The sequence below is a fragment of the Pseudomonas sp. PK-RTE-24 genome, from assembly GCF_054052265.1.
On sequence record NZ_CM133224.1, the window covers coordinates 2405423 to 2426804 of the forward strand.

Annotated in this window: 20 protein-coding genes, 4 tRNA genes and 2 pseudogenes; 13 read left to right on the plus strand and 13 right to left on the minus strand. The window is 59.8% G+C overall.

Annotated elements, in window-relative coordinates:
* Positions 1-18: 18 nt before the first annotated feature.
* From ACV8MC_RS10770 to ACV8MC_RS10785, 4 genes are all read right to left on the minus strand, one after another.
* Positions 19-1365 (minus strand): sigma-54-dependent transcriptional regulator, encoded by a 1347-nt coding sequence (locus tag ACV8MC_RS10770; protein ID WP_375122703.1) that lies wholly within the window; start codon positions 1363-1365, stop codon positions 19-21.
* Positions 1362-2951, minus strand: coding sequence for a sensor histidine kinase (locus ACV8MC_RS10775; RefSeq protein ID WP_073475487.1), 1590 nt, complete (start codon positions 2949-2951; stop codon positions 1362-1364). Before ACV8MC_RS10775 ends, ACV8MC_RS10770 begins: the two co-directional genes overlap by 4 nt.
* Positions 2941-3174: a PP0621 family protein gene (locus ACV8MC_RS10780; RefSeq protein ID WP_056790465.1), complete on the minus strand. Its 234-nt coding sequence runs from the start codon at positions 3172-3174 to the stop codon at positions 2941-2943. The genes ACV8MC_RS10775 and ACV8MC_RS10780 overlap by 11 nt, the downstream gene beginning before the upstream one ends.
* A 127-nt stretch (positions 3175-3301) precedes the next feature.
* A complete protein-coding gene (locus ACV8MC_RS10785) occupies positions 3302-4318 on the minus strand; it encodes an outer membrane protein assembly factor BamD (RefSeq protein ID WP_056790462.1) in 1017 nt (338 codons plus the stop codon).
* A gap of 151 nt (positions 4319-4469) precedes the next feature.
* Here ACV8MC_RS10785 and rluD point away from each other — a divergent pair, with 151 nt between their 5' ends.
* The 9 genes and pseudogenes from rluD to ACV8MC_RS10830 form a co-directional block, all read left to right on the plus strand.
* Positions 4470-5432, plus strand: a complete 963-nt coding sequence (gene rluD, locus ACV8MC_RS10790; protein ID WP_016773140.1) for a 23S rRNA pseudouridine(1911/1915/1917) synthase RluD — start codon at positions 4470-4472, stop codon at positions 5430-5432.
* Positions 5429-6151: a peptidoglycan editing factor PgeF gene (gene pgeF / locus ACV8MC_RS10795; RefSeq protein ID WP_150638502.1), complete on the plus strand. Its 723-nt coding sequence runs from the start codon at positions 5429-5431 to the stop codon at positions 6149-6151. Before rluD ends, pgeF begins: the two co-directional genes overlap by 4 nt.
* 130 nt (positions 6152-6281) lie before the next feature.
* Entirely contained in the window at positions 6282-8846 is a 2565-nt protein-coding gene (clpB, locus tag ACV8MC_RS10800; protein ID WP_016773142.1) for an ATP-dependent chaperone ClpB, read from the plus strand.
* 297 nt (positions 8847-9143) lie between these two features.
* Positions 9144-9219, plus strand: a tRNA-Asn gene (locus tag ACV8MC_RS10805).
* A gap of 9 nt (positions 9220-9228) precedes the next feature.
* Positions 9229-9305, plus strand: a tRNA-Pro gene (locus tag ACV8MC_RS10810).
* 5 nt (positions 9306-9310) lie between these two features.
* A tRNA-Lys gene (locus ACV8MC_RS10815) sits at positions 9311-9386 on the plus strand.
* Positions 9387-9483: 97 nt separating this feature from the next.
* Positions 9484-9560 (plus strand) — tRNA-Pro (locus ACV8MC_RS10820).
* Positions 9561-9721: 161 nt separating this feature from the next.
* Positions 9722-10444 (plus strand): annotated as a pseudogene (locus ACV8MC_RS10825) (MCP four helix bundle domain-containing protein); the annotation flags it as partial.
* 303 nt (positions 10445-10747) lie between these two features.
* Positions 10748-11347: pseudogene (locus ACV8MC_RS10830) on the plus strand (methyl-accepting chemotaxis protein); the annotation flags it as partial.
* Between the two features lie 156 nt (positions 11348-11503).
* Here the strand turns inward: ACV8MC_RS10830 and ACV8MC_RS10835 are convergent.
* The 4 genes from ACV8MC_RS10835 to ACV8MC_RS10850 form a co-directional block, all read right to left on the minus strand.
* On the minus strand, positions 11504-12802 hold the full coding sequence (locus ACV8MC_RS10835; protein ID WP_016773144.1) for an NAD(P)/FAD-dependent oxidoreductase: 1299 nt from the start codon (positions 12800-12802) through the stop codon (positions 11504-11506).
* A 63-nt stretch (positions 12803-12865) separates the two neighbouring features.
* Positions 12866-13039, minus strand: a complete 174-nt coding sequence (locus ACV8MC_RS10840; RefSeq protein ID WP_007909875.1) for a DUF3094 domain-containing protein — start codon at positions 13037-13039, stop codon at positions 12866-12868.
* A gap of 51 nt (positions 13040-13090) precedes the next feature.
* The gene (locus ACV8MC_RS10845) at positions 13091-13618 is read right to left on the minus strand and encodes an MOSC domain-containing protein (protein ID WP_095181837.1); all 528 of its coding nucleotides are present in this window, start codon (positions 13616-13618) and stop codon (positions 13091-13093) included.
* Positions 13615-14241 (minus strand): DUF1780 domain-containing protein, encoded by a 627-nt coding sequence (locus ACV8MC_RS10850; protein ID WP_007909887.1) that lies wholly within the window; start codon positions 14239-14241, stop codon positions 13615-13617. Before ACV8MC_RS10850 ends, ACV8MC_RS10845 begins: the two co-directional genes overlap by 4 nt.
* Before the next feature lie 190 nt (positions 14242-14431).
* Here ACV8MC_RS10850 and ACV8MC_RS10855 point away from each other — a divergent pair, with 190 nt between their 5' ends.
* Together ACV8MC_RS10855 and ACV8MC_RS10860 are read left to right on the plus strand one after the other, a co-directional pair.
* The gene (locus tag ACV8MC_RS10855; RefSeq protein ID WP_457265253.1) at positions 14432-15121 is read left to right on the plus strand and encodes an energy-coupling factor ABC transporter permease; all 690 of its coding nucleotides are present in this window, start codon (positions 14432-14434) and stop codon (positions 15119-15121) included.
* A 65-nt stretch (positions 15122-15186) separates the two neighbouring features.
* Positions 15187-15402: a hypothetical protein gene (locus tag ACV8MC_RS10860; protein ID WP_016773148.1), complete on the plus strand. Its 216-nt coding sequence runs from the start codon at positions 15187-15189 to the stop codon at positions 15400-15402.
* A 7-nt stretch (positions 15403-15409) separates the two neighbouring features.
* Here the strand turns inward: ACV8MC_RS10860 and yacG are convergent, their stop codons facing one another.
* Genes yacG through pilB form a run of 5 tightly spaced genes read right to left on the minus strand, consistent with a single transcriptional unit; the run spans position 15410 to position 20021 of the window.
* Positions 15410-15610, minus strand: coding sequence for a DNA gyrase inhibitor YacG (yacG, locus tag ACV8MC_RS10865; RefSeq protein WP_016773149.1), 201 nt, complete (start codon positions 15608-15610; stop codon positions 15410-15412).
* Positions 15607-16230, minus strand: a complete 624-nt coding sequence (gene coaE / locus ACV8MC_RS10870; RefSeq protein WP_457265256.1) for a dephospho-CoA kinase — start codon at positions 16228-16230, stop codon at positions 15607-15609. The genes yacG and coaE overlap by 4 nt, the downstream gene beginning before the upstream one ends.
* Positions 16227-17099: a prepilin peptidase gene (locus ACV8MC_RS10875; RefSeq protein WP_457265257.1), complete on the minus strand. Its 873-nt coding sequence runs from the start codon at positions 17097-17099 to the stop codon at positions 16227-16229. Before ACV8MC_RS10875 ends, coaE begins: the two co-directional genes overlap by 4 nt.
* Before the next feature lies 1 nt (position 17100).
* A complete protein-coding gene (locus ACV8MC_RS10880; protein WP_095181835.1) occupies positions 17101-18318 on the minus strand; it encodes a type II secretion system F family protein in 1218 nt (405 codons plus the stop codon).
* A 2-nt stretch (positions 18319-18320) separates the two neighbouring features.
* Positions 18321-20021, minus strand: a complete 1701-nt coding sequence (pilB, locus tag ACV8MC_RS10885; protein WP_056790439.1) for a type IV-A pilus assembly ATPase PilB — start codon at positions 20019-20021, stop codon at positions 18321-18323.
* A gap of 226 nt (positions 20022-20247) precedes the next feature.
* Here pilB and ACV8MC_RS10890 point away from each other — a divergent pair, with 226 nt between their 5' ends.
* Both ACV8MC_RS10890 and ACV8MC_RS10895 read left to right on the plus strand, forming a co-directional pair.
* Positions 20248-20664 carry a pilin gene (locus ACV8MC_RS10890; RefSeq protein WP_071173630.1) on the plus strand — a complete coding sequence of 139 codons (417 nt, stop codon included), beginning with the start codon at positions 20248-20250 and terminating at the stop codon, positions 20662-20664.
* Positions 20665-20955: 291 nt separating this feature from the next.
* Positions 20956-21309: a BON domain-containing protein gene (locus ACV8MC_RS10895; protein WP_071173629.1), complete on the plus strand. Its 354-nt coding sequence runs from the start codon at positions 20956-20958 to the stop codon at positions 21307-21309.
* The last annotated feature ends 73 nt before the right edge of the window (positions 21310-21382 follow it).

Genomic DNA, 21382 nt, shown 5'->3' on the forward strand with positions numbered 1-21382 from the left:
CTGCTCGCGAAGGGGCCTTCAATCCAGTCCCAATTTCTTCAGCCGATAACGCATCGACCTGAACGACAGACTCAACCGCTGCGCCGCCGCCGTGCGGTTCCAGCGGGTTTCCTCCAGCGCCTGCAAAATCAGCTTCCTCTCGACGCTCTCCAGATAATCCTCAAGATTGTCGACCTGCGTCAGATCGGCCATCGCGCCATCCGCCGTGCAATTGCCTTCGCTCAAACGCAGATCCTGCGCTTCGATCGTGCGGTTTTCACACAAGGTGTGCGCGCGTTCGAGAACATTCTCCAGTTCGCGCACGTTGCCGGGAAAGCGATAGTTCTTCAGCGCCTCCAGCGCTTGCGGGTGCAGGCGCGCTTCGGGTTGTCCGGTGTCTTTGGCCAGGCGCTTGAGTACGTGCATGGCAAGCGCCTCGATGTCGTCGCGGCGTTCGCGCAGGGACGGCACGCGCAGTTCGATGACGTTGAGCCGGTAATACAGATCCTGGCGGAAGCGTTCGGCCGAAACTTCGGCTTCAAGGTCTTTGTGCGTGGCGCAAAGGATGCGTACGTCGACCACCGTTTCTTGCTGGCCGCCGACGCTGCGCACGGCTTTTTCCTGAATCGCCCGCAGCAGTTTTACCTGCATCGACAGCGGCAGGTCGGCGACTTCATCGAGAAACAGAGTGCCGCCATGGGCCGCCTGGAATAGCCCCGGCTTGTCTTCGACGGCACCGGTGAAGCTGCCTTTGCGGTGGCCGAAAAATTCGCTTTCCATCAGTTCCGACGGAATTGCCCCGCAGTTCACCGGCACAAACGGCTGGCTGGCGCGCGGGCCTTGTTCGTGAATCAGACGCGCGACCAGTTCTTTGCCGCTGCCGGATTCACCACTGATGTACACCGGCGCCTGACTGCGTGCGAGCTTGTCGATCTGCTTGCGCAGATTGGCCATCGGCGGCGAATCGCCCAGCAAGCGTCGCTCGATTGCCGTGCTCAAGCCGCCCGCTGTCGGCAGGCGCAGCGCCGAGCTGACCAGTTCACGCAGGCGCGGCAGCTCCACCGGTTTGGTGAGGAAATCGAACGCCCCGGCCTTCAATGCATTGATGGCCGTTTCCAGGCTTCCGTACGCAGTGATCATCGCCACTGGCAGGTTTGGATCGCGTTGCTGAATGTGTTGCACCAGCTCCAGCCCGGTGCCGTCGGGCAGGCGCATGTCGGTCAGGCACAGGTCAAAGTGCTCGCGCTGCAACAGCGCCTGAGCCTCGCCCAGATTGCGTGCGCTGAAGGTCTCGAGTTTCATCCGTCCCAGGGTGATTTCCAGGAGCTCGCGGATATCCGGTTCGTCGTCGACGATTAGAATTTTTTGCCGTGGGCTTGTATTCAACTTTGTTTCCGTCCGTGAGCAAAAGTGATGCAAAAGCAGCCGCCGCCTTGGCGTGATTTGAAGTCTAGGCGTGCCTGGTTGCTTTCGCACAGCTCACGGGACAGATAAAGGCCAAGACCGGTGCCCTGACTGCTCGTAGTGAAGAACGGCTCAAACAGATGCGCCTGTTCATCGGCCGACACGCCGGGGCCGTTGTCCTGCACTTCGAGCACTGCCAATTGGCTGTCGGGGTCGACGAACAGTGCCAGCCATACTTCGGCCTGCTCGTGCAGTTGGGCACTGTGACGCCAGGCGTTGCGGATCAGATTGTCGAGAATCTGCCGCAGCTGGTTGGGGTCCATCAGCGTGGTGAAATCGCCGGAATTGATTCGCAGATGAATGTGCTGGCGCTCATTGGCCTGCTCGCGGGTCTCGCCGACGAAATCTTCCAGCCACGGCTTGAGGTCCAGCCGTTGCGGCGCGCTTTGCTGGCGGCGGGACAGTTGCAGGACGTTTTCGATGACTCGGTTCATGCGCTGGGAGTGGTCTTGAATAATCTGCGTCAGACGTCGATCTGCGCTATCGAGTTCCTCGGACTCGGCCAACAGCTGCGCGGCATGACTGATCGCGCCCAGTGGATTGCGAATTTCATGGGAGATGCCGGCGGTCAAACGCCCGAGCGCAGCGAGCTTGAGTTGCTGGGCTTGTTGGGTGATTTGCGCCAGGTCTTCGAGAAACACCAGCGTCTGCTGGTTCGGACTCTGCTCGAGAGCGATGAAGCTGGGTTGCAGCTCAAGGCCATTGCCGGGGATTTTCAGACTCTGCGGGCGCAAGGTCGGGTTGTTGCGCCACAGTTGCAGGCGCTCGACGAGTGCTGGCGAATATTCGTCGATCAAATGACCTTGCAGGTGACTATGGCCGAGCAGACTCTGCGCACTGTGATTGGCCAGTTGTACCCGGCGGTGCTCGTCGAGCACCAGAATCCCCGTGCGCATGCGTTGCAGGATCAACGCGTTCAGCGCCTCCAGGCTGACCACTTCGCTGGCGCGCTGTTCGGCCAGGGTCTCGCTGACTTCGAGGCGGCGGATCAGCCCTTGCACCAGCAGTGAGGCGGCGAAGCACAGCGCGCCGAGGGTGCCGGCTTGCAGGTACGCGTTGGCGCTCAAGGGGCGGCTGAGCCCCAGCAGAAAACTCAGGCCGACAATGCCGATCGCCGCGATGGCGGCAATCAGCAGGCCGATGCGTCGGCGCAGCAGGGTGTTGCTGATCGCCACCGAGACCACCAGCAGATTGCCCAGCGCACTGGCCACGCCGCCGGCCGCGTAGAACAGGCCGCACAACAGCAGCACATCGACAAGCGCCAGGGTGAACAACTGCGCCGGGCGCCGGGTGTTTTCGAGGAACACCACCAGCAGCATATTGATGATCAGGTACAGCCAGCTGCCGCCGCGCAGCAGATCGTCGTTGGCCGACGTCAGCAGGCGGTTGTCCATGTTGCTGGAGATCAGCAGCACCAGGGTGATGCCGACACTTAGACGGTACAGGTGATAAAGGCGCAGCAGACGCTGCGCCTGTTTCTGGTCGGCGTTGACGGCCTCAGCGACCACTGGCGCCCGGGCCTTGCTCGAGATGAGCCTGGCTGCAATACCACAGTTGCTGGTTGCCCAGCGCGCGGTCGCGCGGCAGGTGCACGCCGCAGTGGGCGCAACGCACCATCGGCGGCGCGTCCTGTTCGCGCGGCGATCGGGCGGACGAGGCGGGGGCCTTGAATTTGCGCCAGAGCCAGATGGCGGCGAAGATCAGGGCAATCCAGAACAATAAACGAAGCATGATGAGCGGCTTTTCGACTGATGATCCGGCAGTTTAGCCAAGGACCCGATCAGCGCACAGCCTATTAAAGCGCGGCAATAAAAAAGGGAGATCCGCAGATCTCCCTTTTTTCGTACAGCCGGTGTGATCAGTCGAACACGCCGAAGGTCATGTAGCTGAACCACGAGCGGTCGGTGTCGCTGGATTCCGGTTCTGGCTCTTCGATCACGTCGCCGTTCTCGTCTTTAGGCTTGAGCTCGTTCGGGATCGCATCTTTCGCGTCCTGGAACTGCTTCTGCACGTCCTGGTTGGCGCGGGTTTCGCCCGGCGGCAGCGGTGGACGCGATTCGATCAGGCCCAAAGTCGCTTTGCTCAGGAACGAACGGTTGTCAGCTTCGGCTACGCGTGGCACGAACTGGCCATCCTCCAGGCTCGGGTGGTCCGGATAGTTGAGCTTCAGGGTTTCCAGGCTGGTGGCCGCCAGATCGTCGAGGTGCAGACGCTGGTAGGCTTCAGTCATCACCGCCAGGCCGTCGCCGACCGATGGGGTTTCCTGGAAGTTCTCCACGACGTACTTGCCACGGTTGGCAGCGGCTACATAAGCCTGACGGGTCAGGTAGTAGTCAGCGACGTGGATTTCGTAGGCGGCCAACAGGTTGCGCAGATAGATCATGCGCTGCTTGGCGTCCGGCGCGTAGCGGCTGTTCGGGTAGCGGCTGGTCAGCTGCGCGAACTCGTTGTACGAGTCGCGGGCGGCGCCCGGGTCACGCTTGGTCATGTCAAGCGGCAGGAAGCGCGCCAGCAGGCCGACGTCCTGGTCGAACGAAGTCAGACCCTTGAGGTAGTACGCGTAATCCACGTTCGGATGCTGCGGATGCAAACGAATGAAACGCTCGGCGGCAGACTTTGCAGCTTCCGGCTCGGCGTTCTTGTAGTTGGCGTAGATCAACTCCAGCTGAGCCTGATCGGCGTAGCGACCGAACGGATAACGCGACTCCAGAGCCTTCAGCTTGGCTGTGGCGCTGGTGTAGCTGTTGTTGTCCAGGTCAGTCTGAGCCTGCTGATACAGCTCGGCTTCGCTGAGGTTTTCGTCTACGACTTCCTTCGATGAGCAAGCAGCGGTCAATGCGAGGATGGCGATCAGCAGCAGGTGTTTCACTTGCATGGCGGCTTGCGTCCCTATGACGGCCGCTGTCTTGGGCGGGGCCGTCCTGTTATGATGAGCGCCCCGTTGAAAAGCCTCGGGGCAAAAGACGCCGTATTTAACCACAAGCGCGCAGCCGAAACCAAAGGCTGTGCCGACGCCCAGTCCGAGCATGTCCGATAAAATTGAACTTCGCGCAGAGGTGCCGTCCGAATTGGGCGGCCAACGCCTCGATCAAGTCGCCGCCCAACTCTTCGCTGAGCACTCACGCTCGCGCCTTTCCGCCTGGATCAAAGAAGGTCGCCTGACTGTGGACGGGGCGGTGATCCGCCCGCGCGACATTGTGCATGGCGGTGCCGTCCTTGAGCTGACTGCCGAGCAGGAAGCCCAGGGCGAGTGGATCGCCCAGGACATCGAGCTCGACATCGTCTATGAAGACGACGACATCCTGGTGATCAACAAGCCTGCGGGCCTGGTGGTGCACCCGGCTGCCGGTCACGCCGATGGCACCCTGCTCAACGCTTTGTTGCACCATGTGCCGGACATCATCAATGTCCCGCGCGCCGGTATCGTGCATCGTCTGGACAAGGACACCACCGGTCTGATGGTGGTGGCCAAGACCATTCAGGCGCAGACCAAACTGGTTGCGCAATTGCAGAGCCGCAGTGTCAGCCGCATCTATGAGTGCATTGTCATTGGCGTGGTCACCGCCGGTGGCAAGATCAACGCACCGATCGGTCGTCACGGCCAGCAACGCCAGCGCATGGCAGTGATGGAAGGCGGCAAGCCTGCCGTCAGCCATTACCGCGTGCTCGAGCGTTTCCGTTCGCACACCCACGTGCGGGTGAAACTGGAAACCGGTCGGACCCACCAGATCCGCGTGCACATGGCGCACATCAACTTCCCATTGGTCGGCGATCCGGCGTATGGCGGGCGTTTCCGCATTCCGCCTGCGGCCAACCCGACCATGGTGGAATCGCTCAAGCACTTCCCGCGTCAGGCGCTGCACGCGCGTTTCCTTGAACTCGATCACCCGACGAGCGGTGAGCGCATGAGCTGGGAATCGCCGCTGCCGGAAGATTTCGTCTGGCTGCTGACCCTGCTCAAGCAGGATCGCGAGGCCTTCGTCGGATGAACTGGCTGACGCCGGACTGGCCTGCGCCGGCCAGCGTCAGGGCCTGTGTCACCACCCGCGAGGGTGGTGTCAGCGAGGCGCCGTTCGACAGCCTGAATCTGGGCGATCATGTCGATGATCGTCCGCAGGACGTTGCCGAGAACCGTCGGCGTCTGACCGAACACTTCTCCATACAGCCTGCCTGGTTGCAGCAAGTGCACGGGATCACCGTTGCCCATGCTGATCCGGGCATCGTTGCGACTGCAGATGCCAGTTGGACGGCAACGCCGGGTATTGCCTGCGCGGCGATGACGGCAGACTGTTTGCCGGCATTGTTCTGCGATCGTGCCGGCACGCGTGTCGCGGCCGCTCATGCCGGTTGGCGGGGTCTGGCGGCGGGCGTGCTTGAGGCAACTCTCGACAGCCTCGATGTTCCTGCTGACGAGGTACTGGTCTGGCTCGGCCCGGCCATTGGCCCCAAAGCCTTTGAAGTCGGTCCGGAAGTACGGGAAGTCTTCATCAATCAACTGCCTGAAGCAGCAGAAGCGTTCGTACCGAGCAACAATGCCGGCAAGTTCATGGCTGATATCTATCTGCTGGCGCGCCTGCGTCTGGCTGAACGGGGTGTCACGGCTGTTTATGGTGGCGGTTTCTGCACCGTGACCGATCCGCGCTTCTTCTCCTATCGCCGTGCGTCGCGCACCGGTCGTTTCGCCTCCCTTGTTTGGCTCACCCGCTAAACTCTCTGATCTGCATCAACTCTCCGACGCTTGAATCTCCCAGAATCGACCGCATCTACAGTGGTATCTGGCAGGTTTCTTTATTCAGGATGGTTTCTTAGGTCCGGCCTGCTCAAAAGGAAGGTGACCCATGCGTATTGACCGTTTAACCAGCAAATTACAGTTGGCCCTGTCCGACGCCCAGTCGTTGGCGGTTGGCCACGATCATCCGGCCATCGAGCCGGCGCACTTGATGCAGGCCATGCTTGAACAGCAGGGCGGTTCGATCAAGCCGTTGCTGATGCAAGTAGGCTTCGACGTCAACAGCTTGCGTAAAGAGCTGACCAAAGAGCTCGATCAACTACCGAAAATCCAGAACCCGACCGGCGACGTCAACATGTCGCAGGATCTGGCGCGCCTGCTCAATCAGGCTGACCGTCTCGCTCAGCAGAAGGGCGACCAGTTCATTTCCAGCGAACTGGTGCTGCTCGCCGCGATGGACGAGAACAGCAAGCTCGGCAAGTTGCTGCTCGGCCAAGGCGTGAGCAAGAAGGCCCTGGAAAACGCGATCAACAACCTGCGTGGCGGCGAAGCGGTAAACGACGCCAACCACGAAGAGTCGCGGCAGGCGCTGGACAAGTACACAGTCGACCTGACCAAACGCGCCGAAGACGGCAAGCTTGATCCGGTGATCGGCCGCGACGACGAAATCCGTCGCACGATTCAGGTTCTGCAACGCCGCACCAAGAACAACCCGGTGCTGATCGGTGAACCTGGCGTGGGTAAAACCGCGATCGCCGAGGGGCTGGCGCAGCGCATCATCAACGGCGAAGTGCCGGACGGCCTTAAAGGCAAGCGTCTGCTGTCGCTGGACATGGGCGCGCTGATTGCCGGCGCCAAGTATCGCGGCGAGTTCGAAGAGCGCCTCAAAGGCTTGCTCAATGAACTGTCGAAGCAGGAAGGGCAGATCATTCTGTTCATCGACGAACTGCACACCATGGTCGGCGCCGGTAAAGGCGAAGGCTCGATGGACGCTGGCAACATGCTCAAGCCTGCGCTGGCTCGCGGCGAGCTGCACTGCGTCGGCGCGACCACGCTCAATGAGTACCGCCAATATATAGAGAAGGACGCGGCGCTCGAGCGGCGTTTCCAGAAAGTTCTGGTGGACGAGCCGAGCGAAGAAGACACCATCGCGATTCTGCGTGGCCTCAAGGAGCGTTACGAGGTCCACCACAAGGTGGCGATCACCGACGGCGCGATCATCGCTGCGGCCAAGCTCAGCCATCGCTACATCACGGATCGACAGCTGCCGGACAAGGCCATCGACTTGATCGATGAGGCAGCCAGCCGTATCCGCATGGAGATCGACTCCAAACCGGAAGTGCTCGATCGTCTGGAGCGGCGCCTGATTCAGCTGAAGGTGGAATCCCAGGCGCTGAAGAAAGAAAGCGACGACGCGGCGAAGAAACGCCTGGAAAAACTCCAGGAAGAAATCGAGCGTCACGAGCGTGAGTATTCCGATCTGGAGGAAATCTGGAACTCGGAGAAAGCCGAGGTGCAGGGTTCTGCGCAGATTCAGCAGAAGATCGAACAGTCGCGCCAGGAACTGGAAGCCGCGCGCCGTAAAGGCGACCTGAATCGCATGGCCGAGTTGCAATACGGGGTGATCCCCGATCTGGAACGCAGCCTGCAGATGGTCGACCAGCACGGCAAGAGCGAAAACCAGTTGCTGCGCAGCAAGGTGACTGAAGAAGAGATTGCCGAAGTCGTGTCGAAGTGGACCGGCATCCCGGTGTCGAAAATGCTCGAAGGCGAGCGCGACAAGCTGATGAAAATGGAGAGCCTGTTGCACAAACGGGTAATCGGTCAGGAAGAAGCGGTCGTGGCTGTGGCCAATGCCGTGCGGCGTTCCCGCGCCGGACTGTCCGACCCGAATCGTCCGAGCGGCTCGTTCATGTTCCTCGGCCCGACCGGTGTCGGTAAAACCGAGCTGTGCAAGGCGCTGGCCGAATTCCTTTTCGATACTGAAGAGGCGATGGTGCGGATCGACATGTCCGAGTTCATGGAGAAACATTCCGTGGCTCGTCTGATCGGTGCGCCACCAGGCTACGTCGGCTATGAAGAGGGCGGTTACCTGACCGAAGCGGTGCGTCGCAAGCCGTACTCGGTGATCCTCATGGACGAAGTCGAGAAGGCGCACCCGGATGTGTTCAACATCCTCCTGCAAGTGCTTGAGGATGGCCGTCTGACCGACAGTCACGGGCGTACGGTGGACTTCCGCAACACGGTGATCGTGATGACGTCCAACCTCGGGTCGATGCAGATCCAGGAACTGGTCGGTGATCGTGAGGCGCAGCGTGCTGCTGTGATGGACGCGCTGACCTCGCACTTCCGTCCTGAGTTCATCAACCGCGTTGACGAAGTGGTGATCTTCGAGCCGCTGGCGCGGGATCAGATCGCCGGCATTACCGAGATCCAGTTGGGCCGCCTGCGCAGCCGCCTGGCGGAGCGCGAGCTGAAGCTGGAGCTGAGCCCGGAGGCGATGGACAAGCTGATCGCCGTCGGTTACGACCCGGTGTATGGCGCACGTCCTTTGAAACGGGCGATCCAGCGCTGGATCGAAAACCCGCTGGCGCAGTTGATCCTGTCGGGTCATTTCATGCCGGGCGACACCGCCACCGGCAAGGTCGAGAACGACGAAATCGTTTTCGGCTAAGCCTCAGCGGCAATGAAACCGGGAAGGCCTCGCATTGCGAGGCCTTTTTTTCGCCAGGCTGTTGAACTCAAAGGAAAAGGCTTGTAAAGTGCGCCCCGCAGTCAGTCACCGGCAGCGTTTCAACCCACCGGGTTGGAATCTGAAATAAGTTGCAAATCATTAACTTGAAAGCAATTTAGGGGGTTGACAGAGGTGTTCTAGGTTGTAGAATAGCGCGCCTCAGACACACGAACGCAGCGATGCGAACGGGTGGCGAGATGCAACAAAGCTTCACCGTTGTAAATTGAAATATGTAGTTCCGTGATAGCTCAGTCGGTAGAGCAAATGACTGTTAATCATTGGGTCCCAGGTTCGAGTCCTGGTCACGGAGCCAATTTCAAACCGGGGTATAGCGCAGTCCGGTAGCGCGCCTGCTTTGGGAGCAGGATGTCAGGAGTTCGAATCCCCTTACCCCGACCATATTTGGGTCGTTAGCTCAGTTGGTAGAGCAGTTGGCTTTTAACCAATTGGTCGTAGGTTCGAATCCCACACGACCCACCATTTTTGAAACCAGTTTGCGCTGGGATCGAATCTTAAGATCAGAGGCCAAAAGCGCTGATCGAAGAAGGCGATCTTTGAAAGGTCGCCTTTTTTTTACCGGGGTATAGCGCAGTCCGGTAGCGCGCCTGCTTTGGGAGCAGGATGTCAGGAGTTCGAATCCCCTTACCCCGACCATATTGAAAATCCTCGTATCGAAAGATACGGGGATTTTTTTTGCCTGCCGAAAGCTGAATCCCTTCAAGTCGTCATACAACCTGCCGATAGCCCGCTAACACGAGGGGACTGCCAACGCTTCGCCCCTTGATCTGGCCATTACAAGAATAAGGGCGTTCGTCATGTTGCTTCGTCAGTTGAATATTGCTCCCCGGGCTGCGCTGGGATTTGCCCTGATCGCGGTGTTGGTGGCCTTGCTCGGCGTGTTTGCGCTGGGGCAGATGTCGAGCATTCGCGACAGCGAGGTGGCGGTGGAGAACCGCTGGTTGCCGAGCATCCGTGGCGGCGACGAGATCCGCGAACTGATGCTGCGCATCCGCACCATCTCCCTGCGCATGGCGCTCGATCAGGATCCGGCCAATATCGCCACCTATCGCGGCCAGATGGACACCCGCGACAAGGAACTGAGCGAGAAAATCGCCGCCTACGACAAACTGGTCGACACTGCCGAAGGTCAGCAGCTGTATGACCAGTTCAAGAAAACCTTCGCCGTCTATCGCACCGGCATCGCCCAGTCATTCACCCTTGCCGAGCAAGGCAAGCGTGACGAGTTGACCAAATTGTTGCTGGTTGACATGAAGACCGTGGTCGACGGCTCCGGCAAGCAACTCAACGATCTCGCCGATCTGTTCGCCCGCCAGGTCGCCGCCGAAAGCGAGAAGTCCGCCGCGCATTATGAAACCTCGCGGACCATCGTCAGCCTGTTCATTGGCCTGGCAGCGCTGGCCACGGTGGCGCTGGCGATGTTGCTTACGCGCAGTATCGTGCGCCCGCTGAGCAGCGCTGTGGATGCCGCTGAAAGTGTCGCCAAGGGCGATCTCACGCGGCCGATCGAAACTCATGGCAACGACGAAGTCAGCCGCTTGCTCAAGGCCTTGGCGACGATGCAACAGAACCTGCGCGAGACGCTGCAAGGTATCAGCGGCTCAGCCACACAACTGGCCACCGCCGCTGACGAACTGAGCGCCGTCACCGTCGACAGCACCCAAGGCCTGCAAGAGCAGAACAACGAAATCGAACAAGCTGCCACTGCGGTCAACGAGATGACCGCTGCGGTGGAGGAGGTCGCGCGCAACGCGGTGTCGACGTCCGATGCCACGCGCCAGTCCAGTCAATCAGCGCAATTGGGCCAGGAGCGCGTCAGCGAAACCGCCAGCGCGATCAATGCCCTGGCCAGTGATGTACAGAACACCGGCGAGCTGGTGCAGTCGCTGGCCAATCAGTCACAGGACATCGGCAAGGTTCTGGACGTGATTCGCGCCATTGCCGAGCAGACCAATCTGCTGGCGCTCAACGCTGCCATCGAGGCAGCACGTGCGGGCGAAAGCGGTCGCGGCTTTGCGGTGGTAGCCGATGAGGTGCGCGCGCTGGCGTATCGCACCCAGCAATCGACGCAGGAAATCGAACAGATGGTGCAAGGCATGCGCAGCGGTTCGAGCCAGGCACTGGAGTCAATGCAGGCCAGCGCATCTCGTGCGGCGAGCACGCTGGTTCTGGCAGAGCGGGCGGGTGAGGCGTTGGTGACGATCACGGCGTCGGTGCACGAGATTCACGAGCGCAACCTGGTGATCGCCAGCGCTGCCGAAGAGCAGGCGCAAGTGGCGCGGGAAGTGGATCGCAATCTGGTGAACATTCGCGACCTGTCGGTGCGTTCGGCTGCGGGGGCTGATCAGACCAGCGCATCGAGCCATGAGCTTTCGCAACTGGCCAATGCGCTGCAGGGCATGGTGCGACGCTTTCAGCTCTGATGAACAGAGATCAATTGCAGGCCTTCGCCTGCTGATTTGCGCACAACACGAAACAATGTGGGAGCGAGCCTGCTCGCGAAGGGGCCGGATCATTCAACGACAGTGTTGACAGACCCACCGCTTTCGCGAGCAGGCTCGCTCCCACAGGTTGGCGCTTTAGTGCAGTTTCAGACGCGGTTCGGTGCCACGACCAATCTTGCTGCCCAGCATCAACATCGCCGTGCGGAACGGCCCGTACAGCGCCATCTGGTGCATGCGGTACAGCGACACATAGAACATCCGCGCCAGCCAGCCTTCGAGCATGACGCTGCCGGTCAGGTTACCCATCAAGTTACCCACAGCAGAAAAACGCGACAGTGAAATCAGCGAGCCGTAGTCGGTGTACTTGTACTCCGGCAGGGTCTTGCCTTCGATGCGCAATTTCAGCGACTTGGCCAGCAGCGACGCCTGTTGGTGTGCCGCTTGTGCCCGTGGCGGCACGTTGCGATCGGTGCCCGGTTGCGGGCAGGCCGCGCAGTCGCCGAAGGCAAAGATGTTTTCGTCGCGAGTGGTTTGCAGAGTCGGCAGCACTTGCAGCTGATTGATGCGGTTGGTCTCCAGACCGTCGATGTCCTTGAGGAAACCCGGTGCGCGAATGCCGGCAGCCCAGACTTTCAGGCTGGCCTTGATCTCGTTGCCATCGGCGGTGATCAGGCTGTCGGCAGTCACTTCGCTGACTGCTGCGTTGGTCATCACATTGACCCCGAGCTTCTCCAGGGTTTTGTGCACCGGCCCGCTGATGCGCTCCGGCAGGGCAGGCAGCACCCGTGGGCCGGCTTCGATCAGCGTGATGTGCATGTTTTCCGGTTTGATCCGGTCCAGACCATAAGCGGCCAATTCATGGGCGGCGTTGTGCAGCTCTGCCGCCAGTTCGACGCCAGTGGCGCCAGCGCCGACGATGGCCACGCTGATCTGCTCGACCACGTCGGTCTGCCCGGCGTGGGCGCGCAGATAATGATTGAGCAATTGCTGGTGGAAGCGCTCAGCCTGTTTGCGTGTATCGAGGAACAGACAATGCTGCGCCGCGCCCTGGGTGCCGAAATCGTTGGTGGTGCTGCCGACGCTGATCACCAGCGAGTCATAAGCCACTTCACGCGCCGGTACCAGCTCGACGCCGTTTTCGTCATAGGTCGCGGCCAACTGGATTTTCTTCTGCGCACGATCAAGCCCGCTCATGCGCCCAAGCTGGAACTCGAAGTGGTTCCATTTCGCCTGGGCGACATAGTTGAGTTCGTCTTCGGAGGAGTTCAGGGAACCGGCGGCCACTTCGTGCAGCAGCGGTTTCCAGATGTGGGTCAGGTTCGCGTCGACCAGCATCACGCTGGCCGTGCCGCGCTTGCCCAGAGTCTTACCCAGACGGGTAGCCAACTCCAGACCGCCGGCGCCGCCGCCGACAATGACAATACGATGGGACATAGGGATAACTCGCAAGGTTTTTAAAGGAAATCGGTGCGGTTACCCGAGGGAGCGCAAGGCAGCTCATAACGTCAGGTAACTGATAAATCGGCTCAACAGGCCCAGACCAATGGTCACTGCCAGCACCAGCACCAGGAGCATCCAAGGCCGGAAAGGCCGGCGCTCGACACGGTGTTGGGACAATTGCAGGTACTCTTCGACATGCTTTTGGTCTTCGGGGTTCAGGCGGCTGGTCATATTTGCCTCGTCAGGTAGACGTTACTGAATGAGCACAGGCTACAGCGGTTTTCAGCCCGGATTGAACGCAGCGTAGCCGCTGCCCGGGACCGGTTCGACGCACACGCTATCGTCGAGGCGAATGATGCCGCTTTGTAACACCCGGGCGGTGATCCCGCCATGCCCGCGCACGGCTTGAAAAGTGCCCGGGCCGAGATTGTTCTGCAAACGTGCGCAGGGCTGACACCAGCCAGTGGTTTCGAGTATCGCTTGCCCGATGCGAAAGCGCCGCCCCTTCAGGCTAAACAAATTGATTCCGCTTATAACGAGATTGCGCCGCAGATCTTCAGGCCGGACCGGCTCGTCATCGGGACGGCCCATCAATGCGTTGATTACCGCCAGGTGCTCCCATTGAATCAGTGTCACCTGTCGCGCATTGCGAACGCCCGGGCGGGCGTGGTCGCCGGTGAGCCCGGCTTCCAGCCGCGCCTCGACCGCCTCGAGCTCAAGCATCGGCCCACGGGATTCTGGACGCACACCGATCCAGCGCACACGACCGGTTTGCGGAACCTCGGCGATCAACTGCTGCAGCGGCGTCACAGGCTGATACCCACGTCGAACACAATGCTGCGGCCGAGGTTGCTGCGCAGAAAGTCCGGTGCGTCGGGGTGGGCGAACAACACGCGGGCGAATGTCGGGCCGACCAGCGACAGCGAGCGCCAGCCCTGACGCAGATATTCGGTCGGTGGCGGGAAATGACTGTTGAGATCGAGCACTTCGCGCTTGAGGCTGGCGAAGGCGATGATGTCCAGTTCACCCAGATCCATGCCGCGTTCCTTGTAGTTGTGCGCCTTCTTGCGCAGGGTTGGCGCCAGGCGCAGGAGAAATTCATTGGCCGGGATGCGTTTGGGCTTGGCTTCGCGGCGCACCAGTTGGCTCAGGGAAAACGCGCTGCGCCGACGCTGCAATTCGTCGCGCCATTCATCATTGAGACGGCGGCCCTCATCGAGGACGAAAAAAACTTCGAAATTGGCATCGCGAAACAACACGTCCGGCGGCTCACCGGCCGGGGCGAATTCGTCGGCGCGGTAGGGGATGTTCAGACCTTGCAGCAGGCGCTGGCAGACCCAACGCTCACGCTCCCATTTGCGGGCATTGGACAGGAACGCGTTGGCTTGCTCGGCCGCGATGGTCAGCAGGCGTAAATAATCTGAATCATCCATAAGCCCAAGCTTAGCGTCCAAATGCGACAAGCAGATAGCTTTGCATCGGCTCAGACATAAACGTCGCGCGATTGCGCCCTTGTAGGAGCTGCCGAAGGCTGCGATCTTTTGCTTTTATAAACAAGATCAAAAGATCGCAGCCTTCGGCAGCTCCTACAAAAAAGCGTGTCGAGTAGCAGGTGAGGGAATCATGATCGGTGCCGAACTGCTTTCAACGGCAAGCCTGACACTCGGCTGGCTGATTTATCTGCCGGCGCTGCTCTGGGCGATCATGCGTGCGCCATGGGTCGAGCTGTTCAGCGACAGTCGTCGGCAGCACTTGCTGTTCGGCACGGTGTTCGCGCTGTTTCTGCTGTGGCTGGTGCGCAGGGATTTCGACACCGGTGTGTCTTATCACTTCATCGGCATGACCGCGGTGACGCTGCTGCTCGATTGGCCGCTGGCGATTGTCGGCGGGCTGGTTGCGCAGATTGGCCTGGTGCTTTTGGGGCGTCAGGACCTGGCTGCGGTGGGCGTCAATGGCGCGTTGCTGATTCTGCTGCCAGTGCTGATCACCGAGTGCGTGGCGATTCTGGTCGAGCGTGCGCAGCCACGCAATCCATTCGTTTACATCTTCTGTTCCGGCTTCTTCGCCGCCGCGTTGTCCGGCCTGTTGTGCCTGATCCTCAGCCTGACGCTGCTGTGGTACGACGGCCTCTTCGCCATGCCGGAATGGCTGGAAGATTTCGTCGGCTACCTGTGGTTGCTGCTGTTTCCCGAGGCTTTTATCAACGGCATGGTCATCAGTGCATTGGTGGTGTTCTGCCCGGAATGGCTGGAGACCTTCAACCGCACCCGCTACCTTTCGGCGCCGTGGAAGGACGACGATCCGAAGTCTTGATCCACATCAAACCGGCCAGGCAGCAGAGATTTCATGCTCGCGCAAATCCCTTCAGGAGCAGTGGCATGGGCGTTTATGAATGGGCGCGGCAGGAAACCCGGCAGAGTCTGGAGCTGGCGCAGGAAGTGGGCTTTGACCCGGGCCTGAGTTTGCGCGCCCTGCTCAGCGCCGTGGTGCAGCAGAGCAAGGCAGTGCGCAATGCCGAAGACCTGGCCGACGAGTTGCGCTTTCTTGCGGAGAACCTCGACGACAGTCAGGACTACGGCTTTATGCGGCCCTGATCAGCGATCAGTGACGCGGATCGAAATCGCCGGAAAACAGCTCGTCCTCGGCATCCGGGGCGACCGGAATCTTGTGTTCTTCCGAGGCCCAGGCGCCGAGGTCGATCAGTTTGCAGCGGTCGGAGCAGAACGGACGGAATTTGTTCGCCGGGGTGAATTCGACGGGGGCGCCGCAGGTCGGGCATTCAACGGTTGGAATCTGGCTCATGCTTGGCCTCCGGATAAAGTCAGATAAAAGTGATGCAGACGCTCGACCTCGCTGTGCAGCCAGGCGAGGTCGCGGTCGTTGACGATCACGTCGTCGGCACGGCTCACGCGGTCTTCACGGCTCGATTGCGCCTTGAGGATCGCCTGCACCTGCGCTTCGCTGGTCTGGTCACGCTGCAAGGTGCGTTCGATCTGCAGTTGTTGCGGCGCATCGATGACCAGGATGCGCTGAGTCATCGCGTATTGCCCGGACTCGATCAGCAGCGGTGAAACCAGAATCGCGTAAGGCGATTTTGCCTGCGCCAGATGATCAGCGATTTCTTCGCCGATCAACGGATGCAGCAGCGCTTCGAGCCAACGTCGCTGTTCGGGCTCTTCAAAAATCAGTTTGCGCAGGGCGGCGCGGTCCAGCGTGCCATCGGACTGCAACACGCCGGAACCGAAATGCTCGGCGATTTTCGCCAGCGCCGGACGCCCCGGCTCGACTACCCAGCGCGCCGCATGATCGGCATCCACCACATGCACACCGAGATCGATGAAGTGCTGCGCCGCCGCACTTTTGCCGCTGCCGATGCCGCCGGTCAGGCCGAGGATCCAGGGTTTTTCCACAGGGGTATTCATTTCAAACCGACAGACTGCCAATAGAAGTCGGTTATTTGACCACCCCAGAGCAAGGCAATCCAGCCGGCAATCGCCAGAAAGGGTCCGAAGGGGATCGGCGTCGAGGTTTCCTGGGCGCGCAGACGCAGCATGACAACGCCCAAAATCGCCCCCACCAGGGAAGATAGAAGAATCGTCAGCGGCAGAATCTGCCAGCCACCCCATGCGCCGAGCAAGGCCAACAGCTTGAAATCGCCATGGCCGATACCGTCCTTGCCGGTGAGCAGTTTGAACAGCCAGAACACCGACCACAGCGCCAGATAACCCGCGACCGCGCCCCACAACGCATCGGGCAACGCCACGAACACGCCGAAGCTGTTGACGATCAGCCCCAGCCACAGCAGCGGCAGCACCAGCACATCGGGCAGCAGTTGATGTTCGCAGTCGATCAGACTCATCGCCAGCAAGCCCCATGTCAGCAAGATCAGCAGACCTGCCGGCCAACCGAAGCCGAAATGCCAGGCAATGAATGCCGAGAGGACGCCGCAGGCCACTTCGGTCAGCGGGTAACGTTTGCTGATCGGCGCCGAGCAGCCTGAGCATCGCCCGCGCAGCCACAGATAACTGAGCAGCGGAATGTTTTCCCAAGGGCGGATCCGGTGTCCGCAATGCGGGCACGCGGAGTGCGGCAGCATCAGGTTGTAGGTCGGCACAGGCGTTTCAGTGGGCAGGCCGAGCACATCATGGGCCTGCTGGCGCCAGTCGCGCTCGAGCATCTTCGGCAGGCGCCAGACCACTACGTTGAGGAAGCTGCCGACCACCAGCCCGAGCAGCAGCGCGCTGACCACAAAGGCCAGCGGATACACGGCAAACAGTTCGTCGATAGGCATGTCAGATCGCTGAGCCGAGCTGGAAGATCGGCAGGTACATGGCCACCACCAGTCCACCGACGATGACCCCCAGCACCACCATGATGAACGGCTCCATCAGGCTGGTGAGGTTGTCGACCATGTTATCGACTTCCGCTTCATAAAAACCGGCGACCTTGTCGAGCATGTCATCCAGCGCGCCCGATTCCTCGCCGATGGCGGTCATCTGCACCGCCATGTTGGGAAACACACCGGTGCTGCGCATGGAGAAATTCAGTTGCATGCCGGTCGAGACGTCCTGCCGCACCCGCAACACCGCGCGCTTGAACACCACATTGCCGGTGGCACCGGCGACCGAGTCCAGTGCTTCCACCAGCGGCACACCGGCTGCGAATGTGGTCGACAGGGTGCGGGCAAAACGTGCGACGGCGGACTTGTACATCAAGGTGCCCACCAGTGGCAGCTTCAGCAGCCAGGCATCGCGCCGGTCGCGCAGGGCCTGCGAAGTCTTCAACGCGTGGCGAGTGCCGAAAAACGCTGCCACCAGCGCAAAAAGAATGGCCCACCACCACTGCTGCATGAATTCCGACAGGCTGATGATCATCAGGGTGAAGCCCGGCAGTTCTGCGCCGAACCCGGAAAACACCGACTGGAACTGCGGCACCACTTTGACCAGCAGAATGCCTGTTACCACTGCCGCCACCAGCACCACGGCGGTGGGGTAGGTCATGGCTTTCTTGATCTTGGCCTTGAGCGCTTCGCTTTTTTCCTTATAGGTCGCGACCCGTTCAAGCAAGGTGTCGAGGGCGCCAGACTGTTCGCCGGCGTCGACCAGATTGCAGTACAACTCGTCGAAGTATTGCGGTTTCTTGCGCAGGGCAGTAGCGAAGCTGTTACCGGCCGCGACCTCCTGTTTGACCTCGTCGACCAGTTTGCGCATGGCCGGGTTTTCGAAGCCTTCGCCGATGATGTCGAAGGACTGCAACAGCGGCACGCCGGCCTTCATCATGGTCGCCATCTGCCGGGTGAACAGGGCGATGTCCTGCGGTTTGATGCGTTTGCCCAAGGTCAGCAGGGAGGCGGATTTCTTGCGCACCTTGCCCGGGTTTATCCCCTGTTTGCGCAGTTGCGCCTTGATCAGTGCGGGGTTCTGTCCGCTCAACTCGCCGCTGACTTTACTGCCTTTGCGGTCCGTGCCTTCCCAGGCGTAAACGCTGACTTTCGCTGCCTTGACCGCCATGTTCAATCCTTGGTGACCCGGTTGATTTCCTCAAGGCTGGTGATGCCTTGCATGGCCTTGTGCAGCCCGGAAGTGCGCAGATCGGCGAAGCCGTCGCGGCGCATCTGAATATCGATTTCCAGCGAATTGCCCTCGGCCATGATCAACCGTTGCAGGTCCGGTGTGTTCTTTACCACTTCATAAATCCCCACGCGTCCTTTGTAACCGCCATTGCAGTGATCGCAACCGACCGGCTCGTAGATCGTGAAATGGCCGATGCGTTCCTCGGGGAAGCCTTCCTTGAGCAAGGTTTCGTGCGGGATCTCCAGCGGCCGCTTGCAGTGTGCGCACAACTTGCGCGCCAGACGCTGGGCGATGATCAGGCTGACCGAGGTGGCGATGTTGAAACCGGGAATGCCCATGTTGTGCAGGCGTGTCAGGGTTTCCGCTGCGCTATTGGTGTGCAGGGTCGACAGCACCAGGTGGCCGGTCTGCGCAGCCTTGATTGCGATCTCGGCGGTTTCCAGATCGCGGATCTCGCCGACCATGATCACGTCCGGGTCCTGACGCAGAAACGAGCGCAGCGCTTGGGCAAAGTCCAGCCCTTGGCGGGGATTGACGTTGACCTGATTGATGCCTTCCATGTTGATTTCCACCGGGTCTTCGGCGGTGGAAATATTGATGTCGACGGTGTTGAGGATGTTCAGCCCGGTGTACAGCGACACGGTTTTACCGGAGCCGGTGGGGCCGGTGACCAGAATCATCCCTTGCGGCTGTTTCAGCGCGGCGAGGTACAAGGCTTTTTGTTCGGCTTCGTAACCCAGTGCGTCGATGCCCATTTGTGCACTGGACGGGTCGAGAATCCGGATCACTACTTTTTCGCCCCACAGAGTCGGCAGGGTGTTGACGCGGAAATCGATGGATTTGCTTTTCGACAGGCGCATTTTGATGCGGCCGTCCTGAGGTTTGCGCCGTTCCGAGATATCCAGACTGGCCATTACCTTCAAGCGCGCGGCAATGCGCCCGGCCAACTGGATCGGCGGCTTGGCCACCTCGCGCAGCATGCCGTCGGTGCGCATGCGCACCCGATAGTTTTTTTCGTAGGGTTCGAAATGCAGGTCGGAAGAGCCGCTTTTGATCGCATCGAGCAGCATCTTGTGCACAAAACGTACGACCGGGGCGTCGTCGGCATCTAGGCCGCCAATCACGTCCTGTTTGTTGTCATCAATGGACTCGACGTCGAGGCCGTCGAGATCGACATCGGCCATTTCCTCCAGGCCCGAGGCATGGCTGTCGAAGAACTTGTCGATGGCGTCGCTGAGCTTGTCGTCCTCCACCAGAATCGCTTCTGTGCTCAGGCCGGTGCTGAACTGGATGTCGCTGATCGCCTGCTGATTGCTTGGGTCGGAAAGGCCCACGAACAATTTGTTGCCGCGCCGCCAGAGGGGCAGGGCGCAGTGCTGGCGAACCAGTTTCTCACTGACCAGGCCCTTGGGCTGAGTCTCTTTGTCGAGGCAATGTAGATCGAGCAGGGCCATGCCGAAATGTTCCGAGGCGATCTCGGCAATTTGCCGGCTGTTGACCAGTTTGTTGTGCACCAGGTAATTGACCAGCGACACGCGATTGCGCTGGGCCTGCGCCCAGGATTGCCGGGCGCTTGTTTCCGTGAGCAGTTCGGCCTGGACCAATTGCTTGGCCAGACCGCTCAGAGCGATGTCATTCATGGGGATTCCGCACGCTTGCCGTTCATGACTTATAGCCTAGTCAAGTGACAGCGCCAAACACGGCCGGTGCAGGTGACAAAAAGTGTCAGATAGTGCGGTTGCGGGTTGTAGGAAACGGCGTTGGGGAATGAGCGCGCCCAGCAGACGGGGGCAAATGGGCGTTGGCATGGGCTGTGCTGGGCCTTGTTCAGATCATGAGATTTCGACTCATGCATGGAGCGTGTCTATGAAAAAACAACAAGGCTTTACATTGATCGAGCTGCTGATCGTTGTGGCGATCATCGGCATTCTGGCGACTATCGCCCTGCCGCAGTATTCGAAGTATCAGGCGCGGTCGAAGGTGACGGCGGGTATTGCCGAAGTTTCCGCCCTCAAAGTCAATTTCGAAGACGTGATCAACGCGGGATCTGGTGATCCAACTTTGGCTAACGTCAACGCAAACGTAGGTGCCACTCAAAACTGCACAATGGGTGTGAGTGGCAAAGTGGCTGACGGTACCGGGACGATTACTTGCAAGTTGCTTAATGCTCCGGCTCCGGTTCTTGGCCAGACGATCACCTTGACTCGTAGTGCGACCGCAGGTTGGTCTTGCGGCTTCTCCGGTTCCAAGGAATACACGACGACCAGTTGCCCTGGCGTTTAACTGAGTACAAAGCGAATGCCCCGCACTGCGGGGCATTTTCGTATGGTCACCTGTCTACAAAAGCTCCAATAATTTCAGCAGCTTATGAACTTTCCGAAAAACCGCAACTTGCATGCGAAATTGCGTTGAGTCATGCATTTTGCATGAAAATGAAAATTGGCGTTTATCATAACTAATTGTTTTACAAGGATTTTATGCGACTGAAAAAGTTGGCACAGCGTTCGCAATATCTCCGGTAACCCTGCTGACAAGCGTTACAGCAGACTTCCAGTAAAAACAGGAGTTACTCGTATGAAGAAGTTCGCTATCACTGCCGCTGCTACCGCTCTGACCCTGACCATGGCTGGTGGCGCTTTCGCCCAGTCCGCTCAGGCTACCCAGTCGCCAATGGTTCTGGCTGCCGGTGAAATGACCAAGGCTAAAGAAGAGACTTCCGATACCTGGATCACCACCAAGGTCAAAGCTGATCTGGTCACCGAAAAAGGCATTCCAGGCACTGATATCAAAGTCGAAACCAACAAGGGTGTAGTTTCCCTGTCGTCGACCACTGCGGTAACCGAGTCGCAGAAAGAAGTCGCCGTAGGCATCGCCAAGAAAATCAAAGGCGTTAAAGCGGTCTCCGCTGACGGCCTGAAAGCCGAGTAAGGCAAGACTTCTCGCCTGAACCGGGAGAAGACGCGACAGACGGGCCGAGCAATACGTCTGCCGCAACTTTAGA

Coding starts and splice junctions, on each gene's coding strand:
- ACV8MC_RS10855 (WP_457265253.1), top strand. CDS start 14,432: ATGATCGGTGCCGAACTGCTTTCAACGGCAAGCCTGACACTCGGCTGG.
- coaE (WP_457265256.1), bottom strand. CDS start 16,230: ATGAATACCCCTGTGGAAAAACCCTGGATCCTCGGCCTGACCGGCGGC.
- ACV8MC_RS10840 (WP_007909875.1), bottom strand. CDS start 13,039: ATGACCAGCCGCCTGAACCCCGAAGACCAAAAGCATGTCGAAGAGTAC.
- ACV8MC_RS10860 (WP_016773148.1), top strand. CDS start 15,187: ATGGGCGTTTATGAATGGGCGCGGCAGGAAACCCGGCAGAGTCTGGAG.
- ACV8MC_RS10875 (WP_457265257.1), bottom strand. CDS start 17,099: ATGCCTATCGACGAACTGTTTGCCGTGTATCCGCTGGCCTTTGTGGTC.
- pgeF (WP_150638502.1), top strand. CDS start 5,429: ATGAACTGGCTGACGCCGGACTGGCCTGCGCCGGCCAGCGTCAGGGCC.
- ACV8MC_RS10785 (WP_056790462.1), bottom strand. CDS start 4,318: ATGCAAGTGAAACACCTGCTGCTGATCGCCATCCTCGCATTGACCGCT.
- yacG (WP_016773149.1), bottom strand. CDS start 15,610: ATGAGCCAGATTCCAACCGTTGAATGCCCGACCTGCGGCGCCCCCGTC.
- ACV8MC_RS10780 (WP_056790465.1), bottom strand. CDS start 3,174: ATGCTTCGTTTATTGTTCTGGATTGCCCTGATCTTCGCCGCCATCTGG.
- ACV8MC_RS10850 (WP_007909887.1), bottom strand. CDS start 14,241: ATGGATGATTCAGATTATTTACGCCTGCTGACCATCGCGGCCGAGCAA.
- clpB (WP_016773142.1), top strand. CDS start 6,282: ATGCGTATTGACCGTTTAACCAGCAAATTACAGTTGGCCCTGTCCGAC.
- rluD (WP_016773140.1), top strand. CDS start 4,470: ATGTCCGATAAAATTGAACTTCGCGCAGAGGTGCCGTCCGAATTGGGC.
- pilB (WP_056790439.1), bottom strand. CDS start 20,021: ATGAATGACATCGCTCTGAGCGGTCTGGCCAAGCAATTGGTCCAGGCC.
- ACV8MC_RS10880 (WP_095181835.1), bottom strand. CDS start 18,318: ATGGCGGTCAAGGCAGCGAAAGTCAGCGTTTACGCCTGGGAAGGCACG.
- ACV8MC_RS10895 (WP_071173629.1), top strand. CDS start 20,956: ATGAAGAAGTTCGCTATCACTGCCGCTGCTACCGCTCTGACCCTGACC.
- ACV8MC_RS10835 (WP_016773144.1), bottom strand. CDS start 12,802: ATGTCCCATCGTATTGTCATTGTCGGCGGCGGCGCCGGCGGTCTGGAG.
- ACV8MC_RS10890 (WP_071173630.1), top strand. CDS start 20,248: ATGAAAAAACAACAAGGCTTTACATTGATCGAGCTGCTGATCGTTGTG.